Origin of the sequence: Sagittula salina (genome assembly GCF_017813235.1) — a bacterium.
Lineage (GTDB): Bacteria > Pseudomonadota > Alphaproteobacteria > Rhodobacterales > Rhodobacteraceae > Sagittula > Sagittula salina.
In genome coordinates this window covers 1-23,017 of sequence record NZ_JAGISH010000007.1, presented here as the reverse complement: position 1 = coordinate 23,017, position 23,017 = coordinate 1, and the positions used below count along the sequence as shown (strand labels likewise).

25 protein-coding genes, 1 tRNA gene and 1 pseudogene are annotated in these 23,017 nt (G+C 65.5%); 13 read left to right on the top strand and 14 right to left on the bottom strand.

Going from position 1 to position 23,017, the window contains the following annotated elements:
• Positions 1-218: 218 nt before the first annotated feature.
• Positions 219-1,514: a homoserine dehydrogenase gene (locus J5474_RS12950; RefSeq protein WP_209361347.1), complete on the bottom strand. Its 1,296-nt coding sequence runs from the start codon at positions 1,512-1,514 to the stop codon at positions 219-221.
• 165 nt (positions 1,515-1,679) lie between these two features.
• Positions 1,680-1,991, bottom strand: coding sequence for a hypothetical protein (locus tag J5474_RS12945; RefSeq protein WP_209361346.1), 312 nt, complete (start codon positions 1,989-1,991; stop codon positions 1,680-1,682).
• Positions 1,992-2,136: 145 nt separating this feature from the next.
• Here J5474_RS12945 and J5474_RS12940 point away from each other — a divergent pair, with 145 nt between their 5' ends.
• Positions 2,137-2,724 (top strand): TetR/AcrR family transcriptional regulator, encoded by a 588-nt coding sequence (locus J5474_RS12940; protein WP_209361345.1) that lies wholly within the window; start codon positions 2,137-2,139, stop codon positions 2,722-2,724.
• A gap of 161 nt (positions 2,725-2,885) precedes the next feature.
• On the opposite strand, the gene J5474_RS12935 is transcribed toward J5474_RS12940, so the two are convergent.
• Complete coding sequence (locus J5474_RS12935; RefSeq protein ID WP_209361344.1) at positions 2,886-3,317, bottom strand: c-type cytochrome; 432 nt, start codon at positions 3,315-3,317, stop codon at positions 2,886-2,888.
• A gap of 74 nt (positions 3,318-3,391) precedes the next feature.
• Positions 3,392-3,925: a hypothetical protein gene (locus J5474_RS12930; RefSeq protein WP_209361343.1), complete on the bottom strand. Its 534-nt coding sequence runs from the start codon at positions 3,923-3,925 to the stop codon at positions 3,392-3,394.
• Between J5474_RS12930 and J5474_RS12925 the strand changes: the two genes are divergently transcribed.
• Positions 3,903-4,448, top strand: coding sequence for a PaaI family thioesterase (locus J5474_RS12925; RefSeq protein WP_245216446.1), 546 nt, complete (start codon positions 3,903-3,905; stop codon positions 4,446-4,448). The genes J5474_RS12930 and J5474_RS12925 overlap by 23 nt on opposite strands.
• A gap of 20 nt (positions 4,449-4,468) precedes the next feature.
• On the top strand, positions 4,469-4,912 hold the full coding sequence (locus tag J5474_RS12920; RefSeq protein ID WP_209361585.1) for a DMT family transporter: 444 nt from the start codon (positions 4,469-4,471) through the stop codon (positions 4,910-4,912).
• A gap of 10 nt (positions 4,913-4,922) precedes the next feature.
• On the opposite strand, the gene J5474_RS12915 is transcribed toward J5474_RS12920, so the two are convergent.
• Positions 4,923-5,618: an ABC transporter ATP-binding protein gene (locus tag J5474_RS12915; protein WP_209361342.1), complete on the bottom strand. Its 696-nt coding sequence runs from the start codon at positions 5,616-5,618 to the stop codon at positions 4,923-4,925.
• Positions 5,611-6,894, bottom strand: coding sequence for a lipoprotein-releasing ABC transporter permease subunit (locus tag J5474_RS12910; protein ID WP_209361341.1), 1,284 nt, complete (start codon positions 6,892-6,894; stop codon positions 5,611-5,613). The genes J5474_RS12915 and J5474_RS12910 overlap by 8 nt, the downstream gene beginning before the upstream one ends.
• A 124-nt stretch (positions 6,895-7,018) precedes the next feature.
• On the opposite strand from J5474_RS12910, the gene J5474_RS12905 reads away from it, so the two are divergent.
• The 3 genes from J5474_RS12905 (at position 7,019) to J5474_RS12895 (ending at position 9,206) form a co-directional block, all read left to right on the top strand.
• Positions 7,019-7,720 carry an NAD(P)-dependent oxidoreductase gene (locus J5474_RS12905; RefSeq protein WP_245216444.1) on the top strand — a complete coding sequence of 234 codons (702 nt, stop codon included), beginning with the start codon at positions 7,019-7,021 and terminating at the stop codon, positions 7,718-7,720.
• Between the two features lie 7 nt (positions 7,721-7,727).
• The gene (locus J5474_RS12900) at positions 7,728-8,852 is read left to right on the top strand and encodes a pyridoxal phosphate-dependent aminotransferase (protein ID WP_209361340.1); all 1,125 of its coding nucleotides are present in this window, start codon (positions 7,728-7,730) and stop codon (positions 8,850-8,852) included.
• A gap of 138 nt (positions 8,853-8,990) precedes the next feature.
• A complete protein-coding gene (locus J5474_RS12895) occupies positions 8,991-9,206 on the top strand; it encodes a histidinol phosphate aminotransferase (protein WP_209361339.1) in 216 nt (71 codons plus the stop codon).
• 158 nt (positions 9,207-9,364) lie between these two features.
• Here the strand turns inward: J5474_RS12895 and J5474_RS12890 are convergent, their stop codons facing one another.
• On the bottom strand, positions 9,365-10,558 hold the full coding sequence (locus tag J5474_RS12890) for a pyridoxal-phosphate-dependent aminotransferase family protein (protein ID WP_209361338.1): 1,194 nt from the start codon (positions 10,556-10,558) through the stop codon (positions 9,365-9,367).
• Between the two features lie 127 nt (positions 10,559-10,685).
• Here J5474_RS12890 and J5474_RS12885 point away from each other — a divergent pair, with 127 nt between their 5' ends.
• Together J5474_RS12885 and J5474_RS12880 are read left to right on the top strand one after the other, a co-directional pair.
• The gene (locus J5474_RS12885; RefSeq protein WP_209361337.1) at positions 10,686-11,423 is read left to right on the top strand and encodes a tyrosine-protein phosphatase; all 738 of its coding nucleotides are present in this window, start codon (positions 10,686-10,688) and stop codon (positions 11,421-11,423) included.
• Positions 11,420-13,207 carry an ABC transporter ATP-binding protein gene (locus tag J5474_RS12880; protein ID WP_209361336.1) on the top strand — a complete coding sequence of 596 codons (1,788 nt, stop codon included), beginning with the start codon at positions 11,420-11,422 and terminating at the stop codon, positions 13,205-13,207. Before J5474_RS12885 ends, J5474_RS12880 begins: the two co-directional genes overlap by 4 nt.
• 4 nt (positions 13,208-13,211) lie before the next feature.
• On the opposite strand, the gene J5474_RS12875 is transcribed toward J5474_RS12880, so the two are convergent.
• Positions 13,212-13,889 (bottom strand): TIGR04283 family arsenosugar biosynthesis glycosyltransferase, encoded by a 678-nt coding sequence (locus tag J5474_RS12875; protein WP_209361583.1) that lies wholly within the window; start codon positions 13,887-13,889, stop codon positions 13,212-13,214.
• A gap of 85 nt (positions 13,890-13,974) precedes the next feature.
• Here J5474_RS12875 and ygfZ point away from each other — a divergent pair, with 85 nt between their 5' ends.
• Positions 13,975-14,724, top strand: coding sequence for a CAF17-like 4Fe-4S cluster assembly/insertion protein YgfZ (gene ygfZ, locus J5474_RS12870; protein WP_209361335.1), 750 nt, complete (start codon positions 13,975-13,977; stop codon positions 14,722-14,724).
• On the opposite strand, the gene J5474_RS12865 is transcribed toward ygfZ, so the two are convergent.
• Entirely contained in the window at positions 14,655-15,173 is a 519-nt protein-coding gene (locus J5474_RS12865) for a GNAT family N-acetyltransferase (RefSeq protein WP_209361334.1), read from the bottom strand. The genes ygfZ and J5474_RS12865 overlap by 70 nt on opposite strands.
• Before the next feature lie 90 nt (positions 15,174-15,263).
• On the bottom strand, positions 15,264-15,827 hold the full coding sequence (efp, locus tag J5474_RS12860) for an elongation factor P (RefSeq protein WP_209361333.1): 564 nt from the start codon (positions 15,825-15,827) through the stop codon (positions 15,264-15,266).
• Between the two features lie 217 nt (positions 15,828-16,044).
• Here efp and J5474_RS12855 point away from each other — a divergent pair, with 217 nt between their 5' ends.
• Positions 16,045-16,365, top strand: coding sequence for a DUF6280 family protein (locus tag J5474_RS12855; protein ID WP_209361332.1), 321 nt, complete (start codon positions 16,045-16,047; stop codon positions 16,363-16,365).
• Positions 16,366-16,462: 97 nt separating this feature from the next.
• Here J5474_RS12855 and J5474_RS12850 read toward each other — a convergent pair whose 3' ends face one another.
• The 3 genes from J5474_RS12850 to J5474_RS12840 all read right to left on the bottom strand — a co-directional run bounded on the left by J5474_RS12850 (position 16,463) and on the right by J5474_RS12840 (position 20,037).
• On the bottom strand, positions 16,463-17,440 hold the full coding sequence (locus tag J5474_RS12850) for a hypothetical protein (RefSeq protein WP_209361331.1): 978 nt from the start codon (positions 17,438-17,440) through the stop codon (positions 16,463-16,465).
• Between the two features lie 440 nt (positions 17,441-17,880).
• The gene (locus J5474_RS12845) at positions 17,881-19,227 is read right to left on the bottom strand and encodes a TolC family outer membrane protein (protein ID WP_245216442.1); all 1,347 of its coding nucleotides are present in this window, start codon (positions 19,225-19,227) and stop codon (positions 17,881-17,883) included.
• A 156-nt stretch (positions 19,228-19,383) separates the two neighbouring features.
• Positions 19,384-20,037 carry a protein-L-isoaspartate O-methyltransferase family protein gene (locus tag J5474_RS12840; RefSeq protein ID WP_209361330.1) on the bottom strand — a complete coding sequence of 218 codons (654 nt, stop codon included), beginning with the start codon at positions 20,035-20,037 and terminating at the stop codon, positions 19,384-19,386.
• Between the two features lie 275 nt (positions 20,038-20,312).
• Between J5474_RS12840 and J5474_RS12835 the strand changes: the two genes are divergently transcribed.
• Positions 20,313-20,386: transfer RNA gene (locus tag J5474_RS12835), tRNA-Cys, on the top strand.
• Positions 20,387-20,460: 74 nt separating this feature from the next.
• Here J5474_RS12835 and J5474_RS12830 read toward each other — a convergent pair.
• Entirely contained in the window at positions 20,461-21,513 is a 1,053-nt protein-coding gene (locus J5474_RS12830) for a tyrosine-type recombinase/integrase (protein ID WP_342454036.1), read from the bottom strand.
• A gap of 29 nt (positions 21,514-21,542) precedes the next feature.
• On the opposite strand from J5474_RS12830, the gene J5474_RS12825 reads away from it, so the two are divergent.
• On the top strand, positions 21,543-22,199 hold the full coding sequence (locus tag J5474_RS12825) for a hypothetical protein (protein ID WP_209361329.1): 657 nt from the start codon (positions 21,543-21,545) through the stop codon (positions 22,197-22,199).
• 287 nt (positions 22,200-22,486) lie between these two features.
• Positions 22,487-23,017: pseudogene (locus J5474_RS12820) on the top strand (IS5 family transposase); the annotation flags it as partial.

Genomic DNA, 23,017 nt, shown 5'->3' with positions numbered 1-23,017 from the left:
TTTGCCTAGGGCTTACCCCGGCGCCTCATGAATGGGCAAGCCCGCTGGCGCTAACCGCCCTGATCCCGCCGCATCCGCATGACTGGGAGGGCGGATGACGGGCACTGATCGGCGGAAACCGGCCCTCGCCGAAGCAAAAAAAGGGCGGAGCCTGCGCCCCGCCCGTTCTCCGCACTCGAAGACGTCCCCGATCGTGCGTCTGACCCGGCTCTGGCCGATCAAACCTCCTCGATCCTCAGCGCCACGGGCGAGGCCACGACCACGGCCAGCGCCTTCATGGCGGCCAGCGCTTCGTCCAGCGCCGCACGCGTGGTGCGATGCGTCACCACCAGAACCGGCGCGGCTTCGTTGGTGTGATCGTACTGCCGCATCCGGTGGATGGAAACGCCCGCCTCGCCCAGTGCTGCCGCGACCTTTGCCAGCGCGCCGGGTTTATCCACCAGCGCGGTGCGGATGTAGTAGGGTGCGGGCGTCGTCGCCCGCGCGGGCGTCGCCGACACAAGCCCCTTTGCGCCTTGCCCGAAGGTCGAGACGCGCAGACCCCGCGCCACGTCCATCACGTCGCCCATCACGGCGGAGGCGGTCGGCCCCTCGCCGGCACCCGCGCCGCGCAGGACGATCTGGCCGACCTGATCGCCCTCGATCACCACCATGTTGGTACCGCCAGTCAGCTGACCCAGAGGCGATCCTGCCGGGACAAGACAGGGCGCCATGGATTGCTCAAGCCCCCGTCCCGTCATGCGGCTGACGCCCAGCAGCTTGATCCGGTAGCCCATGTCGGCAGCCTGTCGAATGTCTTCGATGGTGATCTTGCCGATGCCTTCCAGCTCGACCCCGGCGAAATTCACCTGCGTGCCGAAGGCGATGGCCGCCAGCAGCGACAGCTTGTGACCCGCGTCGATACCGCCCACGTCTAGGTTCGGATCGGCCTCGAGAAAGCCCAGACCGTCCGCCTCGGCAAAGGCCTCGTCGTAGGTCAGCCCACCGTCCTCCATCCGGGTCAGGATGTAGTTGCAGGTGCCGTTCATCACGCCGATCACGCGGGTGATCTCGTTCCCGGCAAGACCCTCGGTCAGCGCCTTGATGACCGGGATGCCACCCGCGACGGCGGCCTCGAAGCGCAAAACGGCGCCGTTTGCCTCCGCCAGTTCGGCCAGCGCCTGCCCATGATGGGCAAGCAGCGCCTTGTTGGCGGTAACGACGTCCTTGCCGGCCTTCAGCGCCGCCTCGACGGCGGCTTTGGCCGGGCCGTCGCTGCCGCCCATCAGTTCGATGAAGACGTCGACATCGTCACGGGTAGCCAGCGTCACGGGGTCGTCTTCCCAGGCGTAGTCCTTCAGCGGCACGCCGCGATCCTTGTCGCGGTTGCGTGCAGAGACAGCGCTGACGCGGATCGAACGGCCAGAGCGCGCCTCCAGAAGCGCCGCCTTCTGACGCACGATCTTCAGCACCCCGGCGCCCACGGTCCCGAGACCGGCAATCCCGAGGCGCAGAGGTTCGGACGTTTGGGACATTGCGGTTCCTCCGGAAGTCATGGGGGGCTGGATCAATGGATCGGTTCTGCGCCCCCGTTACCGTCAAGCGCGCAGCGCTGCAACAGGCCCCGATGCCGCGCATCCCCGGCGGCAGACGGTTGTCACGCCGAGGGCACGCTTCCCCAACGCGTCAGGCGGCGCCCATCATTCAGCGCGCAGGGCCTCCGCCCGCGCCCGCAACCAACGGAGACGCTCCGCCACGCTATCTGGCTGTGCCGTGGCGCGGCCCTGCAGGGCCTCGGCCCGCGCCTCCAGCCCGCTGGCCCGCGCGGTCACCTCATCGATCACCTCGGGCGTCGCCCGAACGGGCGCGGGCGCGGACAGCAGCCCGTCGAGAGGGACAATCCTTGGATAGGGTGCCTGCGCCACACCCGGCGTCGCCGTCTCGTCCAGTTCCGGAAACTGGGTGCAGGCGGAAAGGCCCGCGAGGGCGACGATGAGCGCACGAAGGTTCATGCGTCCGTTCTGCCCCAAGCCGCGCCCCGCCGCAATACGGCCCGGGATCGGGGACGCTAACCGGGTACGCCAAAGCGACGCTGCTTCGCGACTCCGGCCGGCGGTGCCCGCTTGATCTGAACGCTCGTTCAGTTAACTTGGGCGCATGGCACGCACCCAAGGCTCCCACTCCGAAATCACCGGCCCCCGCATTCACGCAGCGGCACAGCGGCTGTTCGCCCGGCACGGTTTTGCCGCCGTCTCCATGCGCCAGATCGCGGCAGACGTCGGCCTGCAGGTGGGCGCGCTATACAACTACACCCCCGACAAGCAGGCACTGCTTTTTTCCCTGCTAGAAGGCCATATGCTGGATCTCATGACCGCTTGGGAGGCCGCGGCACCCTCAAGCGGCCCGCTGGCGCGGCTGGAGGCCTTCGTTCGGTTTCACATTGCCTTTCACCTCGCCCGGCCGGAGGCGGTCTTTATCGCCTATATGGAACTGCGGAACCTGACGGAGGAGAATTTCGCCAAGATCGGGCGGCTGCGCCACGACTACGAACAGCGACTGGAGCAGATCCTCCGGGACGGCAGGGCCGAGGGGCGTTTCGACATCGCCGACACGAAACTGACCACGCTGGCGCTGATCGCCATGCTGACCGGCGTCACCACGTGGTACCGCGACGGCGGGCGCCTCGGTCCGGAGGCGGTGGCGGATCACTACTGGTCCATGGTGCTCAAGGCAGTCTCGGCCTGAGCGCGGACGCGGCCGCGCAGTGAGGGGGGCGCTGCCCCCGCTTGCCTGCCTGCGGTACCCTCCCCCGGAGGTATTTTCACCAAAAGAAACACGGGCGCGCGCCTGCGCTTCTTTGGTTCCAAAGTATCTCGGGGGGGAGTGGGGGGCAGAGCCCCCCGTCGTCACTTGCGTTTTTGCTGAATGGTCTGGAGGTATTCCAGGAGAGCCACCAGCTTTCGCGGGGTCGGCGTGAGCTTTCCATCGCCGGAATCGAACGGCACGAGATCGCCTTCGAGCAGGGCGCCGAATTCGGGCATTCCGGGGCCGGTCATGTCCGAGCGCGCGTAGCCGTCGATGATCGACATGATCTTCGCCCGCGGGAAGCGGTCACCATGGCGCAGTTCGATCAGCGTCAGGTCCTTCGGCGGCTTCTGCAGCCGCCGCGCCATCGGGCCGCTGCCCTTCCCGTCTTCACCGTGGCAGACCGCGCAGTTCTCCATGAACAGCACCTGGCCATCTTGCGGTCCGGGCATCACGTCCGCCGAACCGCTTTCGTTCTCCACGCAGCCCGCCAGCGCCACCGCGCCCGCCAGAGCCATCATATATGCCCGCATGCCTTGCTCTCCTTGTTCTGTTTCCCTGATGCCCGTGCGCCCCGGACTTGGCAAGATGCGGCGGATATGCAGCTTCAGAGTTGCAGTGCCTGCAGATAGCCGAGCAGGTCGGCGGTCCGGGCGGTGACCATATGCGGACGGCCGTCCGGCCCGGCCCAGTCCACCAGTGGCCCGTCCAGCGCCGCCATAAGATCCGCCGCGATGCCACGGTGAAACGGCCCCGGCGCTTGCTGCAGGCGGTTCAGGACAGGACCCACAGGCAATGTGCCGCCATTGGCCCGCGCCAGTTCCGTCAGGTTGGCAGGCGGCTCCGCCGTCTGACCCGACACGCGCCCGTCACCCAGCCCACGCACCCCGTGGCAGTCGGCGCACCACATCGCGTAGGCCCGCCCGCCCGCAAGCTCGTCCACCGGGCGCGGTGCGGCGATCACGGTGATCTGCGGCTCGACCAAATGGACCGCCGTTTGTGGCATCGGCCCGGAGAGGGTGATTGGCGCGACGGCGCGTGCCTGCGGGGCAGGTCGGAACAGCGCGCAGCCCGCCAGCGACCCTGTCATCACGCCCGTCACCGCCACGAGTGCCGCCATGCGTCCCGTGCTTGCCCTCATCGTGCCCTCCCCTGTTTTCTCCGCCCCGGCAGGCAACGGGCGGATTGCCGCGCCATGGGGCGTGACAGCGCCCGACGCGAACGCCATGGTGGCGCCGAAACCGCCGGAGACAGTCATGCGCGATCCTGCCACCGCCCAGACAATCCTCAAAGAAAATTTCGCCCCATGGGTGCAGGGCCTGCAGCCCACAGTTGCAGAAATATCCCCGGAGGGCTGCACCCTCGACATCCCGGTCACGCCCGACATCGCCCGCGTCGGTGGCATAGTCTGCGGTCAGGCGCTGGTGACGCTGGCCGATACGGCGATGGTGCTTGCCTGCATCGGGCACATGGGAGAGTTTCAACCCGTTGCCACCACCAACCTCGAGACCCGATTTCTTGCCGCCGCGCGGGGCGAACGCATCCGTTGTCAGGCCCGCATCCTGAAGGCCGGGCGGGCCCTGTTCTTTGCCGAGGCGACCCTGATGGCGGAACCCGACCGACGCACGGTTGCCCTCGCCTCCGCCACCCTCTTCAGACCGTGAAAGACCCCATGACCACAGACATGACCCCCTACGCCGTCACCATGCTGCTTGCCGGTGTCGGCATTCCCGTTCTGGCGGCGCTGAACGCCGCGCTTGGCCAACACCTCGGCAATGCCGTTGCCGCCGGGATGGTGCTGTTCTGCGTCGCGCTGATCTGCGCCACGGTTACGTGGCTTGTGACGGGGGCAGGCGGGTTGACCGGCGTCGTCACAGCCCCGGGACACCTATTCGTGGCAGGCGCGCTGGTTGCATTCTATGTACTCAGCATCACCTTCATCGCACCGCGTTTCGGCGTCGGGAACGCGGTGTTCTTCGTCCTGATCGGGCAGTTGGTTTCGGCCGCTGTCATCGACCATTTCGGACTGTTCGGCGCGCGGATGTCGCCGCTGACCGTGACCCGCGCCACCGGGATTGCCGTCATGGGGCTGGGCGTCTGGATCACCCAGATGGCGCCACGCCCCTGAGGCTGCCAGACTACCCGGCCGTCAGCAGGCCGCCGTTCATCCGCACCCGCCGGTCCATGCGCGCCGCAAGCTCCAGATTGTGCGTCGCGATCAGAGCCGAAAGCCCGGTCTCCTGCACCAGTTGCATGAGCGCGGAAAACACCCGATCCGAGGTTTCGGGGTCAAGGTTCCCGGTCGGTTCGTCCGCCAGCAGCAGCTTTGGCCCATTGGCCATTGCCCGGCAGAAGGCCACACGCTGCTGCTCGCCCCCCGACATGGCCGCCGGTCGGTGATCGGCACGCGCGCCGACCCCGACGCTGTCCAGCAGTTCGCGCGCCCGCGCCTCTGCCGCGCCGCGCGCCACGCCATTGGCAAGCTGCGGCACCATGATGTTTTCCAGTGCGGAGAACTCCGGCAGCAGGTGGTGGAACTGGTAGACAAAGCCGACCTCCGCCCGCCGAACCAATGTGCGCCGCCGGTCTGACTTGTCCTGCAACGCCTCGCCCGCAATCTCCACCGTGCCTGCATCGGGCGTGTCCAGAAGCCCCGCGATGTGCAGAAGCGTCGATTTCCCCGCGCCCGAGGGTGCCACGAGCGCCACCACCTCGCCACGCGCAACCGTTAGGTCGCATCCGCGCAAGACTTTGACCTCGTTGGGCTTGCCCCGGTTATAGCCCTTCTCGATGCCCGAGAGCCTCAGCACCGTTTCACCCGCACGATCATTCATAGCGCAGTGCCTCCACCGGGTTCAGCCGGGCAGCTCGCCGCGCGGGAAAGATCGTCACGACAAAGGACAGCCCCAGCGACAACACCACCGCCGACATCACATCGGCGAGTTGCAGCTTGGCAGGCAGGAAGTAGATACCCCGGATCGACGGGTCCCATGCCCCGCCCCCCGACAGCCAGTTCACCGCGCCAAATATCGGGTCGATGTAGATGGCAAAGAGGCAGCCCAGAGCCACGCCCATGACTGTGCCGATGATCCCGGTGAACGACCCGCAGATGAAGAATATCCGCATGACGGAACCTTCGGTCAGGCCCATGGTGCGCAGGATTCCGATGTCGCGCCCCTTGTTTTTCACCAGCATGATGAGCCCGGAAACGATGTTCATCGTGGCGATCAGCACCAGCACGGAGAGGATGACGAACATCACGTTGTCCTCCATGTCGAGCGCCTTCAGGAAACCGCCGGAGGCGTCCTGCCACGTCCAGATCAGCGCCCCCGCCCCCGCCGCCTGCGCGATGGGTGTGACGTAGCGCTCCACGCTTTCTGGCTGTTCGACGATGATCTCCAGTTCGTCTGCCACGCCTTCGCGGTCGAAATACAGCTGCGCCTCTGCGAAAGGCATGTAGATCCGCGTGCGGTCGATGTCGTAGCGCCCGGCGGTAAAGATGTAGGCGACCTCGTAGGACTTCACCCGCGGAGAAACGCCGAAAGCCGTTTTCACCCCGTTGGGCGAGATCAGTTTGACCTTGTCGCCGAGACCCACGCCCAGCGTCTGCGCCACGCCCGATCCGATGGCGACACCGTTCGCGAAAGCATCCAGGGCGCCGCGCCCGGTCTCAGGGTCCGCGATACGGGGGATGGCGCGCAGGTCGTCCTCCGCGATGCCAAAAACCTCCACGCCCGCGTTGCTGTCATTGGCAGTCGCCATCACCTGGCCCTTTACCAGCGGTGCCACGCGGGTCACGCCCGGCACACCGCGCACCGAATCGGCCATGGTCTTGTAGTCCGGCAGGGTGCGCACTGTCTGGCCCGCGTCGTTCTGATGGCTGACATGGTAGACCGTCACATGCGCGTTGCTGCCCAGGATCGTATCGACGAATTCCGCCCGGAAACCGGAGCGCACCGCGAGCGTGGCAATCAGCGCGAATACCGCCAGCGTGATGCCGACCAGGCTGATCCAGGTCATGACGGATACGCCGCCCTCGGCCCTTTTCGCCCTGAGGTATCGCCAGGCGATCAGCCATTCGAACGGCGCAAAAGGCGGCGGTGCACGCATTGTTGAAAACTTTCTGTGCTCGAGTCTGCGCGGAAACTGGCCTTTCGCCGGGGTCAGGTCAAGTTAACCAGACGTGAACCATGCTATACTTCGGCATGCGCAACCCGAGGGGAGGACAAGGACCATGTTACAGACCATGAAGGTACTCGTCATCGGAGCCAGCCGCGGGATCGGCGCGGCGGTCGTCGAAGAGGCGCTCGCCGCCGGACATACCGTGCGTGCCATGGCCCGCCATGTGGACCGCATCGCCGCCCGCGAGGGGCTGGAGATCGTTCCCGGCGACGCCACGAAGCCCGACGACCTCGCCCCGGCGCTGGACGGCGTCGATGCCGTGGTGATGACGCTCGGCATCAACGAAAGCGTAGCCATGTTGTGGCGGCGCGTGACGCTGTTTTCCGACGCCACCCGCGCGCTGATCCCGCTGATGGAGGCGCGCGGCATCCGCCGTCTGATCGCGGTCACGGGCATCGGTGCGGGCGACAGCATCGGCGCGCTGTCCACACCGGAACGGCTGGGGCAGAAGTTCTTTCTGTCCGAGCCATACAAGGACAAGACGCGTCAGGAGGAATTGATCAAGGCCTCCTCGCTCGACTGGACCATCGTCCGCCCGACGATTCTGACGCACAACCGCGCATCGCGGGATTACCGCGTGATGGTTCAGCCGGGCGAATGGCGGATGGGGGTGATTTCGCGTGCGGATGTGGCCGATTACGTCGTCAGGGCGCTGACCGACCCGCAGACGATCCACACAGCGCCGGTGCTGGCGCGCGGACCCGTGCGACAGGGGCGGAGCGCCCCCTTGCAAACGGAGACCGCCGCGCCATAGTGCGCGCATGACCGGACCCAGACATACCGCCCCGAAGTTCACCGGCCTTGTCACCGCGCTGCCCGCCACCGTGCCTTTCGTCGGCCCGGAGGAATTGCAGCGCAAACGCGGAGCCCCTTTCCGCGCGCGGCTGGGCGCGAACGAAAACGTCTTTGGCCCTTCGCCGCGCGCGGTGGAAGCCATGCGGCAGGAGGCCGCGGAGATCTGGAAATATGCCGACGCCAGCCACGACGACCTGAAGGAGGCGCTGGCCGCCGATGCCGGCGTGGCCCCGGACAACATCGTCATCGGCGAAGGCATCGACGGGCTTCTGGGTTACGCCGTGCGCCTGATGGTGGAGCCGGGCGTGGCGGTGGTGACCTCGGACGGGGCTTATCCCACCTTCAACTACCACGTGGCCGGCTACGGCGGCGCGCTGCACAAGGTGCCCTACAGCGACGACCACGAAGACCTGCCCGCGCTGATCGCCCGCGCCGGAGAGGTGAGTGCCCGGATCGTCTACCTCGCCAATCCCGACAACCCCATGGGCACCTGCCTGCCGGGGGCAGAGATCGCGGCGGCGCTGGACACCCTGCCGGAGGGCTGCACTCTCTTCCTCGACGAGGCCTATATCGAATTCGCGCCCGAAGGCACCGCGCCCGACATCGCGCCCGACGATCCGCGCGTGATCCGGTTTCGTACCTTCTCCAAGGGTTATGGCATGGCTGGCGCGCGGGTGGGCTATGCGCTGGGTCAACCGGAGGTGATCCGCTCCTTCGACAAGATCCGCAACCATTTCGGCATGAACCGCATGGCGGTGGCCGGGGCGCTGGCGGCAATCCGCGATCCGGACTGGCTGCGCAGCGTGCAGGGTTGGGTGCGCGATTCGAAACAGGAAATTACCGCCATCGCGCAGGAAAACGGGCTGTCGGTCGTGCCTTCGGCAACGAATTTCGTGGCGGTGGATTGTGGCGCGGACGGGGTCTTTGCCCGCCGGGTACTGGCCGCGCTGGCCGAGGACGGGGTCTTTGTCCGCATGCCCTTCGTCGCGCCGCAGGATCGCTGCATCCGTATCAGCGCCGGGCGTGCGGAGGACATGGCCATCCTGCGCGACGCCCTCCCCAAGGCGCTGGAGAAGGCCCGGCAGGGCTGACCCGCACGCCCTTTCGGCGACCGGCACATTAACCAATCTTTCAATCATTGGCGCCTACCTTTTCCGGGAACGGATCGCGGGGCCGCCGGTTGATGGTGGGGTGCGCAAAATGGCGCAGGGTTCAGAGGGGCGCGGTCCATGCAATATCATCCGCAACCGGTCGAGGACTACATGACCGCCAACATGATCCTGCTCTTCGTCAACCTGCTCTGGATACTGATCGCGATCTGGTCGGCTTGGGGCATGTTACCGATCCTCGTCATCGCGGCGGTGCTGAACCACCTGATCACGCGCCTGGAACTCCACCTTCGTCAGCGCAACGGCACCCTCGGCAATCCTGCGGACAGCATCTGAAAACCGAGCGATGCGCAGGGACGCCTGCCTATTCGGTCGCGTCAGGCAGGAACGATGAGGCTTAGGGACCCGCGCTTCGATCACGTGTCACGGAACGCGCTGTACCGCCCCCGAACAGGGGCGGCAGCCGGGCATCGGCGCGGCCATGTGGGGACCCGTCAGTCCGCCAGCCGCTGCGCCGCCACTGTGACCCCGCCGGGGCGATGCGGGATATCCAGCGCCTTCAGGCCGGTTTCGATCACCGCCAGCACACCCAGCATCATGTGCGCGTTGATATGGCCCATGTGGCCGATGCGAAAGTAGCCCGAAGCCGTCGGGTCCTCGTCATCCCCGGCGCCAAGCCCGATGCCCAGCGTCACCCCCGCCACGTCGCGGCACCACGCCCGCAGCCGGTCGCCGTTGCCCTTGCCCAGAGACAGCGCCGTAACCGCGTGCGAACGCTGCGCCGGGTCCGCGATATTGAGCCGCATGGCCCCCTCTTCGCCCCAGTGCTCAACCGCGGCCCAGAGCGCGCCAGCCAACCGGGCGTGCCGCGCCCAAACCGCCTCCAGCCCCTCGGACCCGATCATGTCAAGCGCCGCGCGCAAGCCATAAAGGTGATGGGTCGGCGCGGTCCCTCCGAAGTATTGGTAGAACATTTCCGGGTGTGCGCGTGGCCGCCAGTCCCAGTAGCGCGACACGCGCGGCATACGTGCCTGCACCTCCGCCGCGCGTGGGTTGAAGAAGACGAACCCCATGCCCGGCGGCACCATCAGCCCCTTCTGGCAGGCGCTGACGGTCACGTCGGCGCCCCATGCGTCCATCCGGTACACGTCGCAGGCCAGCGAAGCCACGCAATCCGCCATCAGGAGCGCCGGATGCCCGACTTCGTCCAGCACTCGCCGCAGCGCCGCGATGTCGGAGCGTACCGACGAGGAGGTATCGACATGCACCGCCAGAACCGCCTTGATCCGCTGACCCTTGTCTGCCAGCAGCGCCGCGCGCACCCGCTCCGCGTCAATCGGCGTCTGGCGACCGTGTTCGAGGATCTGCACCTCGATCCCCAGCCCCTCTGCCATTTCCGCCCAGCCATGCCCGAAACGCCCGCAAGTCGGCACCAGTACAACCTCGCCGGGGGCGACGGTGTTCGACAAGGAGGCCTCCCATGCGCCGTGCCCGTTGCAGATGTAGATCGCCACCTCATGTGCCGTCTGTGCCACTGCCTTCAACTCGGGGATCATGCCGTCGACCATGGCCAGCAACTCGGTGTCGTAGATGTCCGGCGCGGGGCGGTGCATCGCCTGCAGAACCGCGTCGGGAATGATCGAAGGGCCGGGTATCGCAATATGGGAACGGCCGCTGGCAAGCGTCATCGGGGGACCTTTCGTGCTGTGACGCGGCGACGGAACACCTGCGGCGCTCCGCCGTCAATACCCCCGCTTCTGGACACCGCCGGCATTGCCGCGTAAACCGCCCGTTTGAAGCCTGAGGACCCCGAGGATGCTGGCCAGACTACGCGACACGCTCGACCGCGCCGAACGCAAGCTGCGCTATTCCTTCGGCCATGACATCACCGACCCGGTGGCGCGGCGCTGGTCGCGGCTGCATTACCATATCTTTGACCACGCCTTCCTGCGCGTGCTCTGGAGCAACTTCTTCCAGATTGCCCCGGGTGTCTACCGATCCAACCAGCCGACGCATGCACGTTTCGAACGCTACGCGAAGATGGGGATCAAGACCGTCGTGAATCTGCGCGGCGAGGACAAGTGGGCGCATTACCTGTTTGAAAAGGAAAGCCTCGAGTCGCTCGGCATGACGCTGGTCAATGCCAAGCTCTGGGCCCGGGTCGCCGCCCCGCGGCAGAAAATCATCGACGTGATCGAAGCGCTGCGTGCGGCCGAGAAGCCGATGATGTTCCACTGCAAGTCCGGCGCGGACCGAGCGGGTTTCGTCGCGGCGATGTACCTTCTGGTCTTTGAAAACGCGCCGCTGGAGGTCGCCCAGAAGCAGTTGGGTCTGAAATACATTCACCTCGATTTCACCAAGACCGGCGTGCAGGACTATGTCCTGCGGGTCTACGGCGCGCGCCTGAAGATCGGCGAAATCGGTTTCGAGGAATGGATTCGCCATGAATACCGCTCCGCCGCCCTGCAGGATGGCTGGGACAACCGTCGTGCGGAACACGAGGTGGCGCAGCAGCTGATCGTCGAGCGGGCCGCGCTGGAGGCCGAGGCATGAGCCCTGCCCCCGGCAGCCAAGAGGTCAATACCCACGGGCAAAAGCTCTTTTTCTGGGTGTGGCAGCGCTACCTGAAGAAATACTGGCTGCTCATGGCCGTGGCGCTCGGCTTCATGTCGATCGAAAGCGGTATGACGGCCGGGTTCTCTGTCATGATGCAGCCGCTGTTCGACGAGGTTTTCGCCACGCAGGACCAGGGCGCGCTGGTGCGCGTCGGTTTGATCGTGCTGGGCCTGTTCACCTTCCGCGGCCTGTCGAGCATCGTGCACAAGGTCGTGCTGAACCGCGCCGCGCAGATGTCCATGGCCGATATCCGCCAGGATATGCTGGAACACCTGATGAAGCTTGAAATCGGCTACCACGCCGACAAGGGGCCGGGCCTTCTGATCCAGCGCGTAGAAGGCGACGTGGGCGCCATCGCCAAGGTCTGGAGCACGCTGATCACCAGCGCGGGCCGCGATATGCTGACCTTTGTGTCGCTGCTCTGGGTGGCCCTGTGGACGGACTGGCAATGGACGCTGATCGCGCTTGCCGGGGTGCCGCTGATGATCGCGCCCAGCGTTTTCGTGCAGCGCTACATCCGGCGCAACGCCCGCGTACTGCGCGACGTCGCGGCGGCCCAGTCCACCCGCCTGAACGAGGTGTTCCACGGCATCGCCCCGGTAAAGCTGAACCAGCTGGAAACATGGCAGGCCAAACGCTATCGCAAGCTCGCCCGGCAGCGCATCCTCGGTGAGACGCGGTCCGTTGCGGGGCAGGCGATGCTGCCCGCGCTGATCGACATCATGTCCGGCCTGGGCTTCTTCGGCATCCTGTTCTTCGCCGGGACGGCAATCCAGAACGGCGGCAAGACGCTGGGCGAGTTCATGACCTTCTTTACCGCCATCGGCATGATGTTCGAACCGCTGCGGCGGCTGAGCGCCATCAGCGGTGCCTGGCAGATGGCCGCCGCCAGCATCGAGCGCATTGTCGAGATCATGCACACCGAACCGGCGCTGAAGGACCCCGAACGTCCCAGTGCGCGGCCGGAGGGCCTTCCGGGCATCGTGCTGGAGGACGTGCGCCTGTCCTACGGTGAGACCGAAGTCCTGCGCGGGCTGAGTTTTACAGCCGAACCGGGCAAGACCACAGCGCTGGTGGGCGCCTCCGGCGCGGGCAAATCCACCGTCTTTCATCTGCTGACGCGGATGATCGACCCGGCCTCGGGACGTGTCACCATCGGCGGGGTGGAAACGCGCGCGCTGACACTGAAGGACCTGCGCGGCATGATCTCCACCGTCAGCCAGGAGGCGCTGCTGTTCGACGAAGCTTTGCGCGACAATATCGTGCTCGATCGCAAGGTCGACGAAAACGCCCTGCACGGCGCGCTGGAGGCGGCGCATGTGTCGGATTTCCTGCCCCGGCTTGAGCGCGGGCTGGACAGCCGCGTGGGGCCGCGCGGGTCGAACCTTTCGGGAGGGCAGCGCCAGCGCGTTGCCATTGCCCGCGCGCTGCTGCGTGACACCCCGGTTCTGCTGCTGGACGAGGCGACATCGGCGCTCGATACCCAATCGGAGGCAATCGTGCAGGCCGCGCTGGAGCAACTGACGGTCGGGCGCACCACGCTGGTCATCGCGCACCGCCTGTCCACCGTGCGCAACGCCGACAAGATCGTGGTGATGGACGCGGGCCGCGTGGTCGAACAGGGCAGCCACGAAGAGCTTCTGGCCAAGGGCGGCACCTACGCCTCGCTCTATACCATGCAGTTCGGTGAAGAGGCCGACGACGATCAGGCGCAGGCCTGACCCATCAGCGCCTGTAGCCACGGGCAAGGCCTTCGGGATCCGCCCCGGCGAGGTAACGCGCCAGCGTCGTCAGATTCCGCCCGCCCCGTCGCAGCCAACCCTGTCTTTGGTATTTTTCCGCAGAGGTCATCGCGACCGCATCCAGACCGTGCAGCCGCCCGTCGAGCGCCCGCGCCAGCGCCACGTCCTCCATCAGGGGAATGTCAGGGTAGCCGCCGACCTCATCGTAGAGCGCGCGCGGTATCAACAAGCCCTGATCGCCATAGGGCAGCCCCATGGCGCGCGACCGCAGGTTCGCCCAGCCGGCCACCATGCGCGGTGCGGGGCCCGTCGCGTCAAAGGCCAGACGGAAATGCCAGGCCTCCGCCGTTCCCAGGATGCGTGCCGCCGCAGCCGCCCAGCCAGGCATCAGTACAGTGTCGGCGTGCAGGATCAACAACCAGTCCCCCTGCGCCATGGCCACCCCGCGCCGCAACTGCGCCCCGCGCGAGGGCGGCCCGACCACCACCTCCGCCCCGGCGGCCTCGGCCAGCGCCAGCGTCGCGTCACCCGATCCACCGTCGGAAATGATCAATTCGCGGATGAGACCATCGTTCAGCCCCTCCCCCAGCGCACCGAGGCAGGCGGGCAGATGCCAGGCGGCATCAAGGGTCGGGATCACGACGGAGATCGGCGCGCGCATGGTCTGTGCCCTTCTGCTATCTGTCATTCGGCGGCCTCCCGGCCTATATGTCACTCCGGCGACCGGGACCAGCGAAGGAGACGTCATGACTGACAACGCGCGCAAGGTGCTTCGGGTGAGCGGCCCCGAGGCCCGGCCTTTCCTGCAAGGGCTGGTGACGAACGACGTGGAGAAACTCGATCACGGTATGGTCTATGCCGCCATGCTGACGCCTCAGGGAAAGCTGCGCACCGATTTCTTCCTCGTCCCCGACAGCGGGCCAGGGGGCGAAGACATATTGATAGACGCGCCGGCCTCCGAGGCCGACGGTTTGCTGCGCCTCCTGACGATGTACAAGCTCCGCTCCGCCGTAACCGTGACCGAGACCGGCCTGACCGTGACGCGCGGCCTCGGGATGCCGCCGGAGGGTGGCTTCGCGGACCCGCGCGATGCGGCTATGGGGTGGCGCAGTTACAACGGCCAGCCCGACGAGGATGTCGACTGGAACGCTCTGCGCGTCGCGGCGCAGGTGCCGGAGATGGGCGTGGAGCTGACACCCGATACCTTCATCCTCGAAGTCGGCTTCGAACGGCTGAATGGCGTGGACTTCAAGAAGGGTTGCTATGTCGGGCAGGAGGTCACCGCCCGGATGAAACACAAGACGGAACTGCGCAAGGGCCTTGCCCGCGTACGCGTGGAGGGGGCCGCCCCGCTGGGCACGGAGATCACCGCCAACGGCAAGAGCGTCGGCACGCTTTACACCCAGTCGGGGGGCGAGGGACTGGCCTATCTGCGTTTCGATCGCGCCGGCCCGGAGATGACGGCGGAGGGCGCGCAGGTCAGATACCCCGCCTGATCGGGCGTCACCATGCCATCCATCAGCCGCGTCCCGTACCGCCGCATCAACGCGCGGGACGCCGCGTTGAAGGCGTGACCCTGCACCATCCAGCCATCGAACGCCGCCACCTCGACCTCGAACCGCGCGATCAGGCGTGTGGCAAGCCCGCGCCTGCGCCAGATCGGTTCGACGGTGATGTGATCGAGCAGCGCCAGCCGCGGCTGTAGCAGCGCACCTTCCGGCACGGGATGGGGCCGCCAGCCAAGGTAGCCGCGCGGCACGCCCTCCGTCCGGTAGATCAGGAACCGGGTCCCTCGCCCCGCCGCCGACCGCAGTAGCCCTAGCAAATCGGCATCCGTGCCCCGGCAGCGGAACCGCTCCGGCACATACGCGGTGTGCTGCGCGTTCAGGTCACGCAGAAGCGGAACGAGTTCGGACAGATCTGTGTCCGTGGCGAGAGTGATCATGAAAAAGGCCTCCTGGCTTTCAGAGCCGGAGGCCTTGTCTGTTATGGTTCGCCCCCGGTGGTTGCACGGGGAACGGATCGGCGCGCGGGGTTATGCGCGCTCGGAATACTCCATGGTATCGGTGTTCACGACGATGCGCTCGCCCTGCCCGACAAAGGGCGGCACCGCAACGCGCACGCCGTTGTCCAGCACGGCGGGCTTGAAACTTTTTGCCGCAGTCTGCCCTTTCACGACCGGTTCGGTTTCCGCGATCTCGCAGATTACCTTGGCGGGCAGGCGGGCGTTCAGCGCCTCGTCCCCGAAGAATTCCACCACGATGGTCATGCCATCCTGCAGAAAGGGACGGCGGTCGCCCAGAAGCTCTGCATCCAGCTGGATCTGTTCGTAGCTTTCGGTGTCCATAAAGATCATCTGGCCGTCATCGACATAGAGGAACTGCATGTCGCGGTTCTCGAGCGACGCGCGCTCCACCTTGTCTTCCGACCGGAAGCGTTCGTTCAGCTTCGACCCGGTGCGCAGGTTCTTCAGCTCGACCTGGGCAAAGGCGCCGCCCTTGCCCGGCTTGACGTGGTCGACCTTGACCGCAGCCCAAAGGTGGCCGTCGTGTTCGAGGACATACCCCGGACGGATCTCGTTCCCGTTGATCTTGGGCATTGCGGCTTTTCCATGGCGAAAGGTTGAAGAGGGTCTGGCCGCGCCTATATCTGGCCGATGTCCGGCTGGCAAGGCTGCGCGGTCTCCAGTGCACCCGCAGAAAGATATGTGCAATTCGCATGGGTGCTATGCAGCATCGGGGTATCCGAATCGAACGGTTTAAGCCATAACCCGCTTCACGCCGGAAAACACAAGAGCAATAAACAAAGGTCGCAAAATGAAAGATTTCGTTGACGGTACCGCATTCAACGCCGAGCAGGGGAACCGCGCGCGCAAGCTTTTTGCCGCCGTTGTTCTGGCAGCGCTGGATGATGCGATTGCCGATGACAAGAAGTACGGTAACGGCCCGGAGCAGATCGCCCGCTGGGCGCGGTCGCGCGACGGTCGTGAAGTGCTGTCCTGCGCAGGGATCGATCCGAACGAACGTGTCGTGTCGGGCCTGATGGATTTCGTTTCCAAGGGCATCCGTACCTCCGTCGCACTGTCGCGCGAGGAAAGCGAGCGTCGCAATGCCGCGCAGCAGGCCGAAGCAGCCTGATCCTGTCCTGTTTCTCCGGCCAAGCCGGATGCGAGAAAACCCGCTCTGACCAGAGCGGGTTTTTCTTTTTCGAGGTACTGATGACGTCTTTCGGCGGTCAGTCAAAATCCTGCGTCATCATCACGCGATGAATTTCGCGGCGGACGAGCTTGCGTACGTTCCGGGTAATGCGTTCGCCCAGCACGCCCTGAAGCTCCTGACGCACGATGTCAGAGACCATCTCCCGCAGCATCGCCTCGTCAATCATGGGCATGTCTTCGCGCGCCGCGACGGGCGAATCCGCGGGCGCTGCCGCAGCGGGCACTCGTTCCGGATCGGCGGCAATGTCGGCCCCTCGGACATTCCCTTCGGCAACGTCCTCCCAATCGATGGCCTCCGCCGTCTTCTCAGCTTCGGCAGTTTCATCCACAGCCCTGCTATGGGTGTCGCCAAAGGGAAGAACAGTCCGGTCGGTTTCTCCTGCCTCCGCCTCCGTGGCGTCGGCAACTGATTGAAGAAGCTCGGCGAGGACCGCGTCGGGCTCCTCGTTGTATGCCAGCGGGGGCTCATCGTCCTCCGTCGATTCCGAAACGGCAGGGTCAACGGCGTGGATCCCGGCTTCGGATACCTCACCCACGCCAGAGACGCCCTCTTCGCCGAGGTCGTCGCTCTCGAATTCATGGCCCTCGCCGTCCGGCTCCGCGCGATGGTCTTCGAGGTTTTCCCGCGCTTCGCGCACGGAATGGAATGCCGCATGCTTCACGATATCGACCGGATCGATGTCCTCGGCCGGATCGCCCGCAACGACATCATCCTCGCGGGCGACCCGATTGCGCACCAGAGCCTCCAGCGCGGCAATCTTGCGTTCCAGAACGTTGTCTCCGGCGAAGACGCCGCCCTCCTGCTCGGAATCTTCTGGGCCCGCGCCCTCTGCGGCGGGCTCCTCATGCGCACCCGGCACGGGCAGCGCAGGTTGCGCGGTCTCATCACGCACCAGCGCTGACGCCTCGGGCGGTCCATCGGGAGTCCCGGTATCCGCCTCCTCGCTTGTCCCAACCAATTGGCGCTCCGCAGCGGCCACTTCAGACCGGTCCACGGCATCTCTGCCACTCCCGGCCAAAGCCTCCTCCGCCGCATTTTCCACAACGGCAGGAATGGAGCGGGCAACCTCTTCGAAGACGAGACGTGTCAGGAGGGATCTCCCCTCGACATCGTCGTCGACCGCTTTCGGCCCTTGGGCAGGGTTGGTCAAGAGCACTGGCGGCGTTGTCTCTTTGGCAGAAGGCTTCCGAGCCGGCAGGGGCCTGTCGGATCCGTCCTTCACTCGAAGCGCCGGGGTCAGGACAAGCCTTCCGACGCGCTTCACTTCACGCGGGGCTGGCCGCGGCTCCGAATCTTCGGAAACGAGTCGCCGGATGGAGGACAGGATGTCCTCTATTTCCACATTGGTGACGGGGTCTGACATTTTTATCCCACTCTGGCCTCGCGAAACAGTTTACCCGCTCGACCGGAGTCGCACAACAAAAGTCGAAAATTCTAGTTTTTTCCAAGTGCCTTCAGGACACGGTCCAGTTCCTGACCCTGCTTGCTGCGCTGAACCGGTGCTGTCTTCACGAGGTTGTAGTATTGCGCCGGATCGTACTGCGGAACATCCAATTGCAGTGCTTCCGCCGTCATCAGGCCGATTGATGCGAGCACCTGGTACGCGGCCTGAAACTCGGCGATCTGCGAAGAGACGAGGTTGGCACGCGCGTCGAGCAGGTCCTGCTCCGCGTCGAGCACATCCAGCGTGGTTCGCGCGCCGAGCTTTGCTTCCTCCCGGACCCCCTGAAAGGCGGTCTGAGCGGCGCGCACCTGCTCTTGGTACGACCGCTTGTTGGCCTGCGCCACGCGCAGGTTGCTGTAGGCGAGGCCTACATTCTGTTCGATGGTCAGCCGGGTGACATGCAGCGCAGCGCGGGTCTGATCTCGATTCGCAATTGCCTTGCGCACCAGCGCGCTCAACTCGCCCCCTCGGTAGATCGGACCGCTCGCCCCCAGCGAGACGGTGCCACCCTGCTGAAAGGCGTCGTTGCTCAGCCCCTCCGTTACGCCATAGCTGCCAGAAACCGAAACGGTGGGCTCCATCGCGCCCTCCGCGATGGCCACGTTGAGATCGCCCACCGCGACGTTGTGCTGTGCCTGGATCATGTCGGGATGGCGGCGCACGGCCTGCGCCTTTGCATCCTCCACGCTCGACGGGATACGGGGCAACAGCGTCGGGGTCACCAGATTGCCCGGATCACGCCCCACGATGGCGTGGAATTGCTCGCCAGACGAAATCAGCGACCCTTCGGCAGCGGCCAGCGCCGCCACGGCGGCGGCCAGTCGCGCTTCGGCCAGCGCGACATCGGTACGGGTCACCTCGCCCACGTCAAAGCGGTCATTGGCGGCACGCACCTCTTGCCGGATGACGCGCACGTTGTTCTGACGCAGGCCCAGCGTTTCCGCCGCCTCGCGGATCGAAAGGAAAGCAAGCGCGGCATTCAGCAGCACGGTTTGCTCCGCCGAAATCAGTCCCGCACGCGACGCGAGCACCGCCTCTTTCGCGAGGTCGATACCCAGCTTGCCGCGCTTGCCACGGTAAAGAACCAGCGAAGCCGACAACTGAATCGAAGCGGTGGTATTGCCGATGGGCGACGCCGCGCCCGGCAAGCCGGAAACCCCATAATTACGCTGGATCGCCCCGGACCAGTCGAGCGTCGGCCTGAGTTTGGCCATCGCGACGGCGACATCCTCATCGGCCGCACGCAGGAGCGCGCGGTTCTGCTCCACCACCCCACTGTGCATATACGTATACGTCAGCGTTTCGGCCAGGGTCTCTGCCCAGGACTGCGTAGCCATCCCAATGGCCAGAATGGCTCCGGCCAGCCGCTTCGCGCTTCTTGCGCCCAGTTTGCCCCACATAATGCCCCGCGACCTTTCTTCTGAATACATGCGCGCCCCCTGAGCCCCCGACTGACCTGCCCGCCCGGCCGGCCGGTCTTCCGGGCATGGCCGTCAGAACGCGAATTCCTCGGTCTTCTCGAACCCTGCCACCATCGGCGCCGTTGCGTTGAACACAAAGCGCCATGTCATCTCGCCATCGATCTTGCGCCCGATTTTCACCCGGCCCAAGGCGCCATCCATGAAGATCACGACCATGCGACCGCCCTCCTTCAGCTGCGCCCCGAGCGCCTCCGGCAGAACTTCGGCGCCGCCCTCGAGGATGATCGCGTCATAGGGGCCATGCTCGGCCGCGCCCTCGGTCAGGGCCGCCTCCTGCAGGATCACGTTGTCGGCACCATGCTCGGTCAGCAGCGCCTGCGCCTCCCCGATACGGTCCGGATCGTCCTCAACCGCGACGACCGCTTCGGCGATACGGGCGATGACCGCAGAGGAATAGCCGTACCCCGCCCCGAGATCGAGCACGAGGTCGCCGTTGCTCAGGTCAAGCGCCTCAAGCATCTTGGCAAAAACGCGCGGATCCAGCAGGACACGCCCGCCGCCAAGGTCGACATCCTCGCCGGCATAGGCCGCTTCGATCCGGTCGCGCGGCACGAAGGCCTCGCGCGGCACGGTTAACATCGCATCGATGATCGGAAACTCGGTGACATCGGAAGGCCGCACCTGGGTATCGACCATCATGCGGCGTCGGGTGGCATAGTCGCTCATGCACTAAACTCTTTCGTTCAGAGACCTTGCAAACGTTCTGCCACAAGTGGCCCTGCGCGGCAATGTCCCTGCCGCTCAAACTTGCCCCTTTGCACGGTGGCGGGACAATCGGTCCCGGCCAACATGGCGCTTCACGGAGCCGCGGCAGAACGCAGGCGAGATTCCATCTTGCAGATCTCGGAGACGCACCGTAGAAGGCGTTCACCCAAGCCCGGAGGAACCTCGCCGGGCTCGACGGTCCACGCTTTTGATGCGGTGCCCTGGACCAGGAACGGGGCGAGTTGGCGGAGTGGTTACGCAGCGGATTGCAAATCCGTGTACACCGGTTCGATTCCGGTACTCGCCTCCATTACTTTTCAAGCACCTGTCTGTCACCGGCTCTTGCGAGGGTTGCGCCGTTTACAGGGGCGTTTACAGTTTTGTTCATGCTACGCCCCCTTTCGCTTGGGCCAGCTTGACCAGAACCGCGTCGGTTTCGTCCGGCGACACGCGGGCGTAGTGCTCGATCACGTTCGCCGCATGGCGGACAGACCAGCCCATGTGATTGGCGATCTCGGCAAGGGACAGGCCCGCATTCAGAAGGCGCGTTGCAGCCGTCCCGCGCGCATCGTACAGGCGCAGCTCATCGGACAGCTTGGCTTTGTCGCGCCACTGGCGGACGCCCTCGGACGCGCGGTGCGGGGTCAGGGCATTGCCATTGGCATTGGTGAGGATCAGCATCCGGCTCGGCGGGGTCGTGTCGATCACCTCGGCCAGCGCGGGCGTGATCGGGATGTGGGCCAGCTGCTTGCGCTTGCTCGTCCTGACGCGAAGGCGATGGCCGCGCGGCGTCTGCTCGACATGGGCCGGTGTCAGCTTGATCAAGTCAGCCGGGCGCAAACCAGTTTCGCAGGCTGCGCAGAGAATGCGGCGCACCCATTCCGGCGCGACCGCGTTGAAGGCTTCCCGGTCGGCCGGGGTCCAGACGATTTCCGAACGATCCACCTCATAGAGCCGGTGGAGCTTATGGCAGTGATGTTCGGACAGCTTGCCCTCATCCACCGCCCAATTGAGTATGCGAACCGCGTGGGTGCCTACCATATCGTGCTGCTTGGGCGAGTGCTTCCAGAGCGCCCGCCATGCGTTCACCTCGCCCCGTGCGCCGCGTTCCTCGAAGATGACGGCGGGCGCATCCTTAAAATGGTCCGCGAATCGCAGGCCCCGTTTCCGAATATCAGCGCGTGACCGCTCGCCTTTGGGCATGGCGGTGCTGGACAGGAAGTCATCCACCATCTGGGGCGTCGTGTAGTCGGCCGGTTTCGGGCGCGCAGCGGCTTCCGCAAATGCTTGATAGAACGCGGGGTCGCTCGGCTTGCGGTGGTCATCTTCCCAGAATTTGGAACCGCCACGCCATGCATAGAAGTGAAAGCGGCTCTTGCCGTTCGCCAACTTCCGCCGGACGCGATGCACACCTTTGGGCATATCAGCTTGCGGCACGGCCTGCCCTCCACTTTTCGAGCGGGGTCATGTCCGGCTTGGCAGCATCGCCGCCCCCTCCCGGCCGTGATCAGGAACCGCTTGCCATCGGCGGTTTCCACGACGATGGACACCTGATCAAAGCCCGCAGCCTTCGCGGCCTCGAAAGCGGGCGACAGGTCGGATTTGCGGATTGCGGCGGGGCGGCGTTCCATCGTCACGCCGCGCCCAGGTCGCGGTCGAACCAAAGACTTTTTTTCCGGCGTATAGTCACCGTAGCGATGCCGCCGCTTGGTCTCTTCCTCGGTCTCCTTCAGCATGGTTTCCCACGAAATCTTGTCCCGCCATTCGAGGTAGAACGGCAGGGCGCAACTAGAGAGGGCAATCGGCGAGACACCACGGGAAATGAAGATGCCGCCATGTGCGCGGCTATCCTCAAGGGCCATATCCTCCGGCCGGTTCCGCGTCGCGAAAAAGAGGCCCGCCCGATTACTGACCCCGCGGACCAGCTTGCCGTCCACCAGCGGGTGATGCTCAATTTTGGCGATGCGCTGATTCTCTTGCAGCTCAAGGTATGGGGCGCAGGCGAATGGCCCGCCCCCCTCGACACCCTCGGGGAACATATCAGTCGAGAACATGTGCAGCAGGACGGATTCCAGCGTTGCACCCTCGTGGACGCCGAGGCTGACCGGGTGCGGGCCGTTTGAGCGGTCGGGCTGGATCGTCATTCCGGCGAAGCGTTGATAGAGCGGGACAGCATGTGCGGCGGTGCCCGTCGCCAGCAGCGCAATCGTCAGACGCACCGCATCGCGCGGGCGCATGTGCGGGGCGTTCACCCCCCTTGCGCCGGAGGTGATCAGCCCCGCCTCTTTCATGAAACGTGCATAGAGCGTCACGGTCTTTTCCTCGACCCTGTAGGCATCTTCTAGGCGTTGTTGCAGACCTCAGCCGTTGAAGGATTCACAACGGGAATCCATGCGGTTAGACGCGCAGCATGAGCAAGCCCAAGCCCGCCCGCTACCGCAGGACGAACTGGTCTACCTGCAACGCTGCGCTCCGCAAGCGCGGGTCGCTGCTGATCTGGCTGGACACGGAGATGACCTGGCACGCGCCGCGTGAGGGACGCGCGGGGCGCCCGCCGGTCTTTTCGAATTCCGCGATCCAGTTCTGCCTGTCGATCAAGGTTCTGTTCAAGCTGCCGCTCAGGCAGACAGCCGGGATGGTCGCGAGCCTCCTGCGCCTGGCAGGGCTGGACTGGCCCGTTGCGGACTACTCGACGCTCTGCCGCAGGCAGAAGACCTCAAGGTGCAGATCCCCTTTCGCCGTGCCGACGGGCCGCTGAATCTGCTGGTGGACAGCACCGGCATCAAGTGCTGGTGGACAGCACCGGCATCAAGTTTCTTGGCGACGGCGCCCTCTCATGGTTTGCGAGCAAACCATTGCCGGGCAATAAATGGCAGGCCCGCAAGCATGGCGTTCAGAGCCGTCGCCAATGGCGCAAGGTGCATCTGGCGATGGACACCGC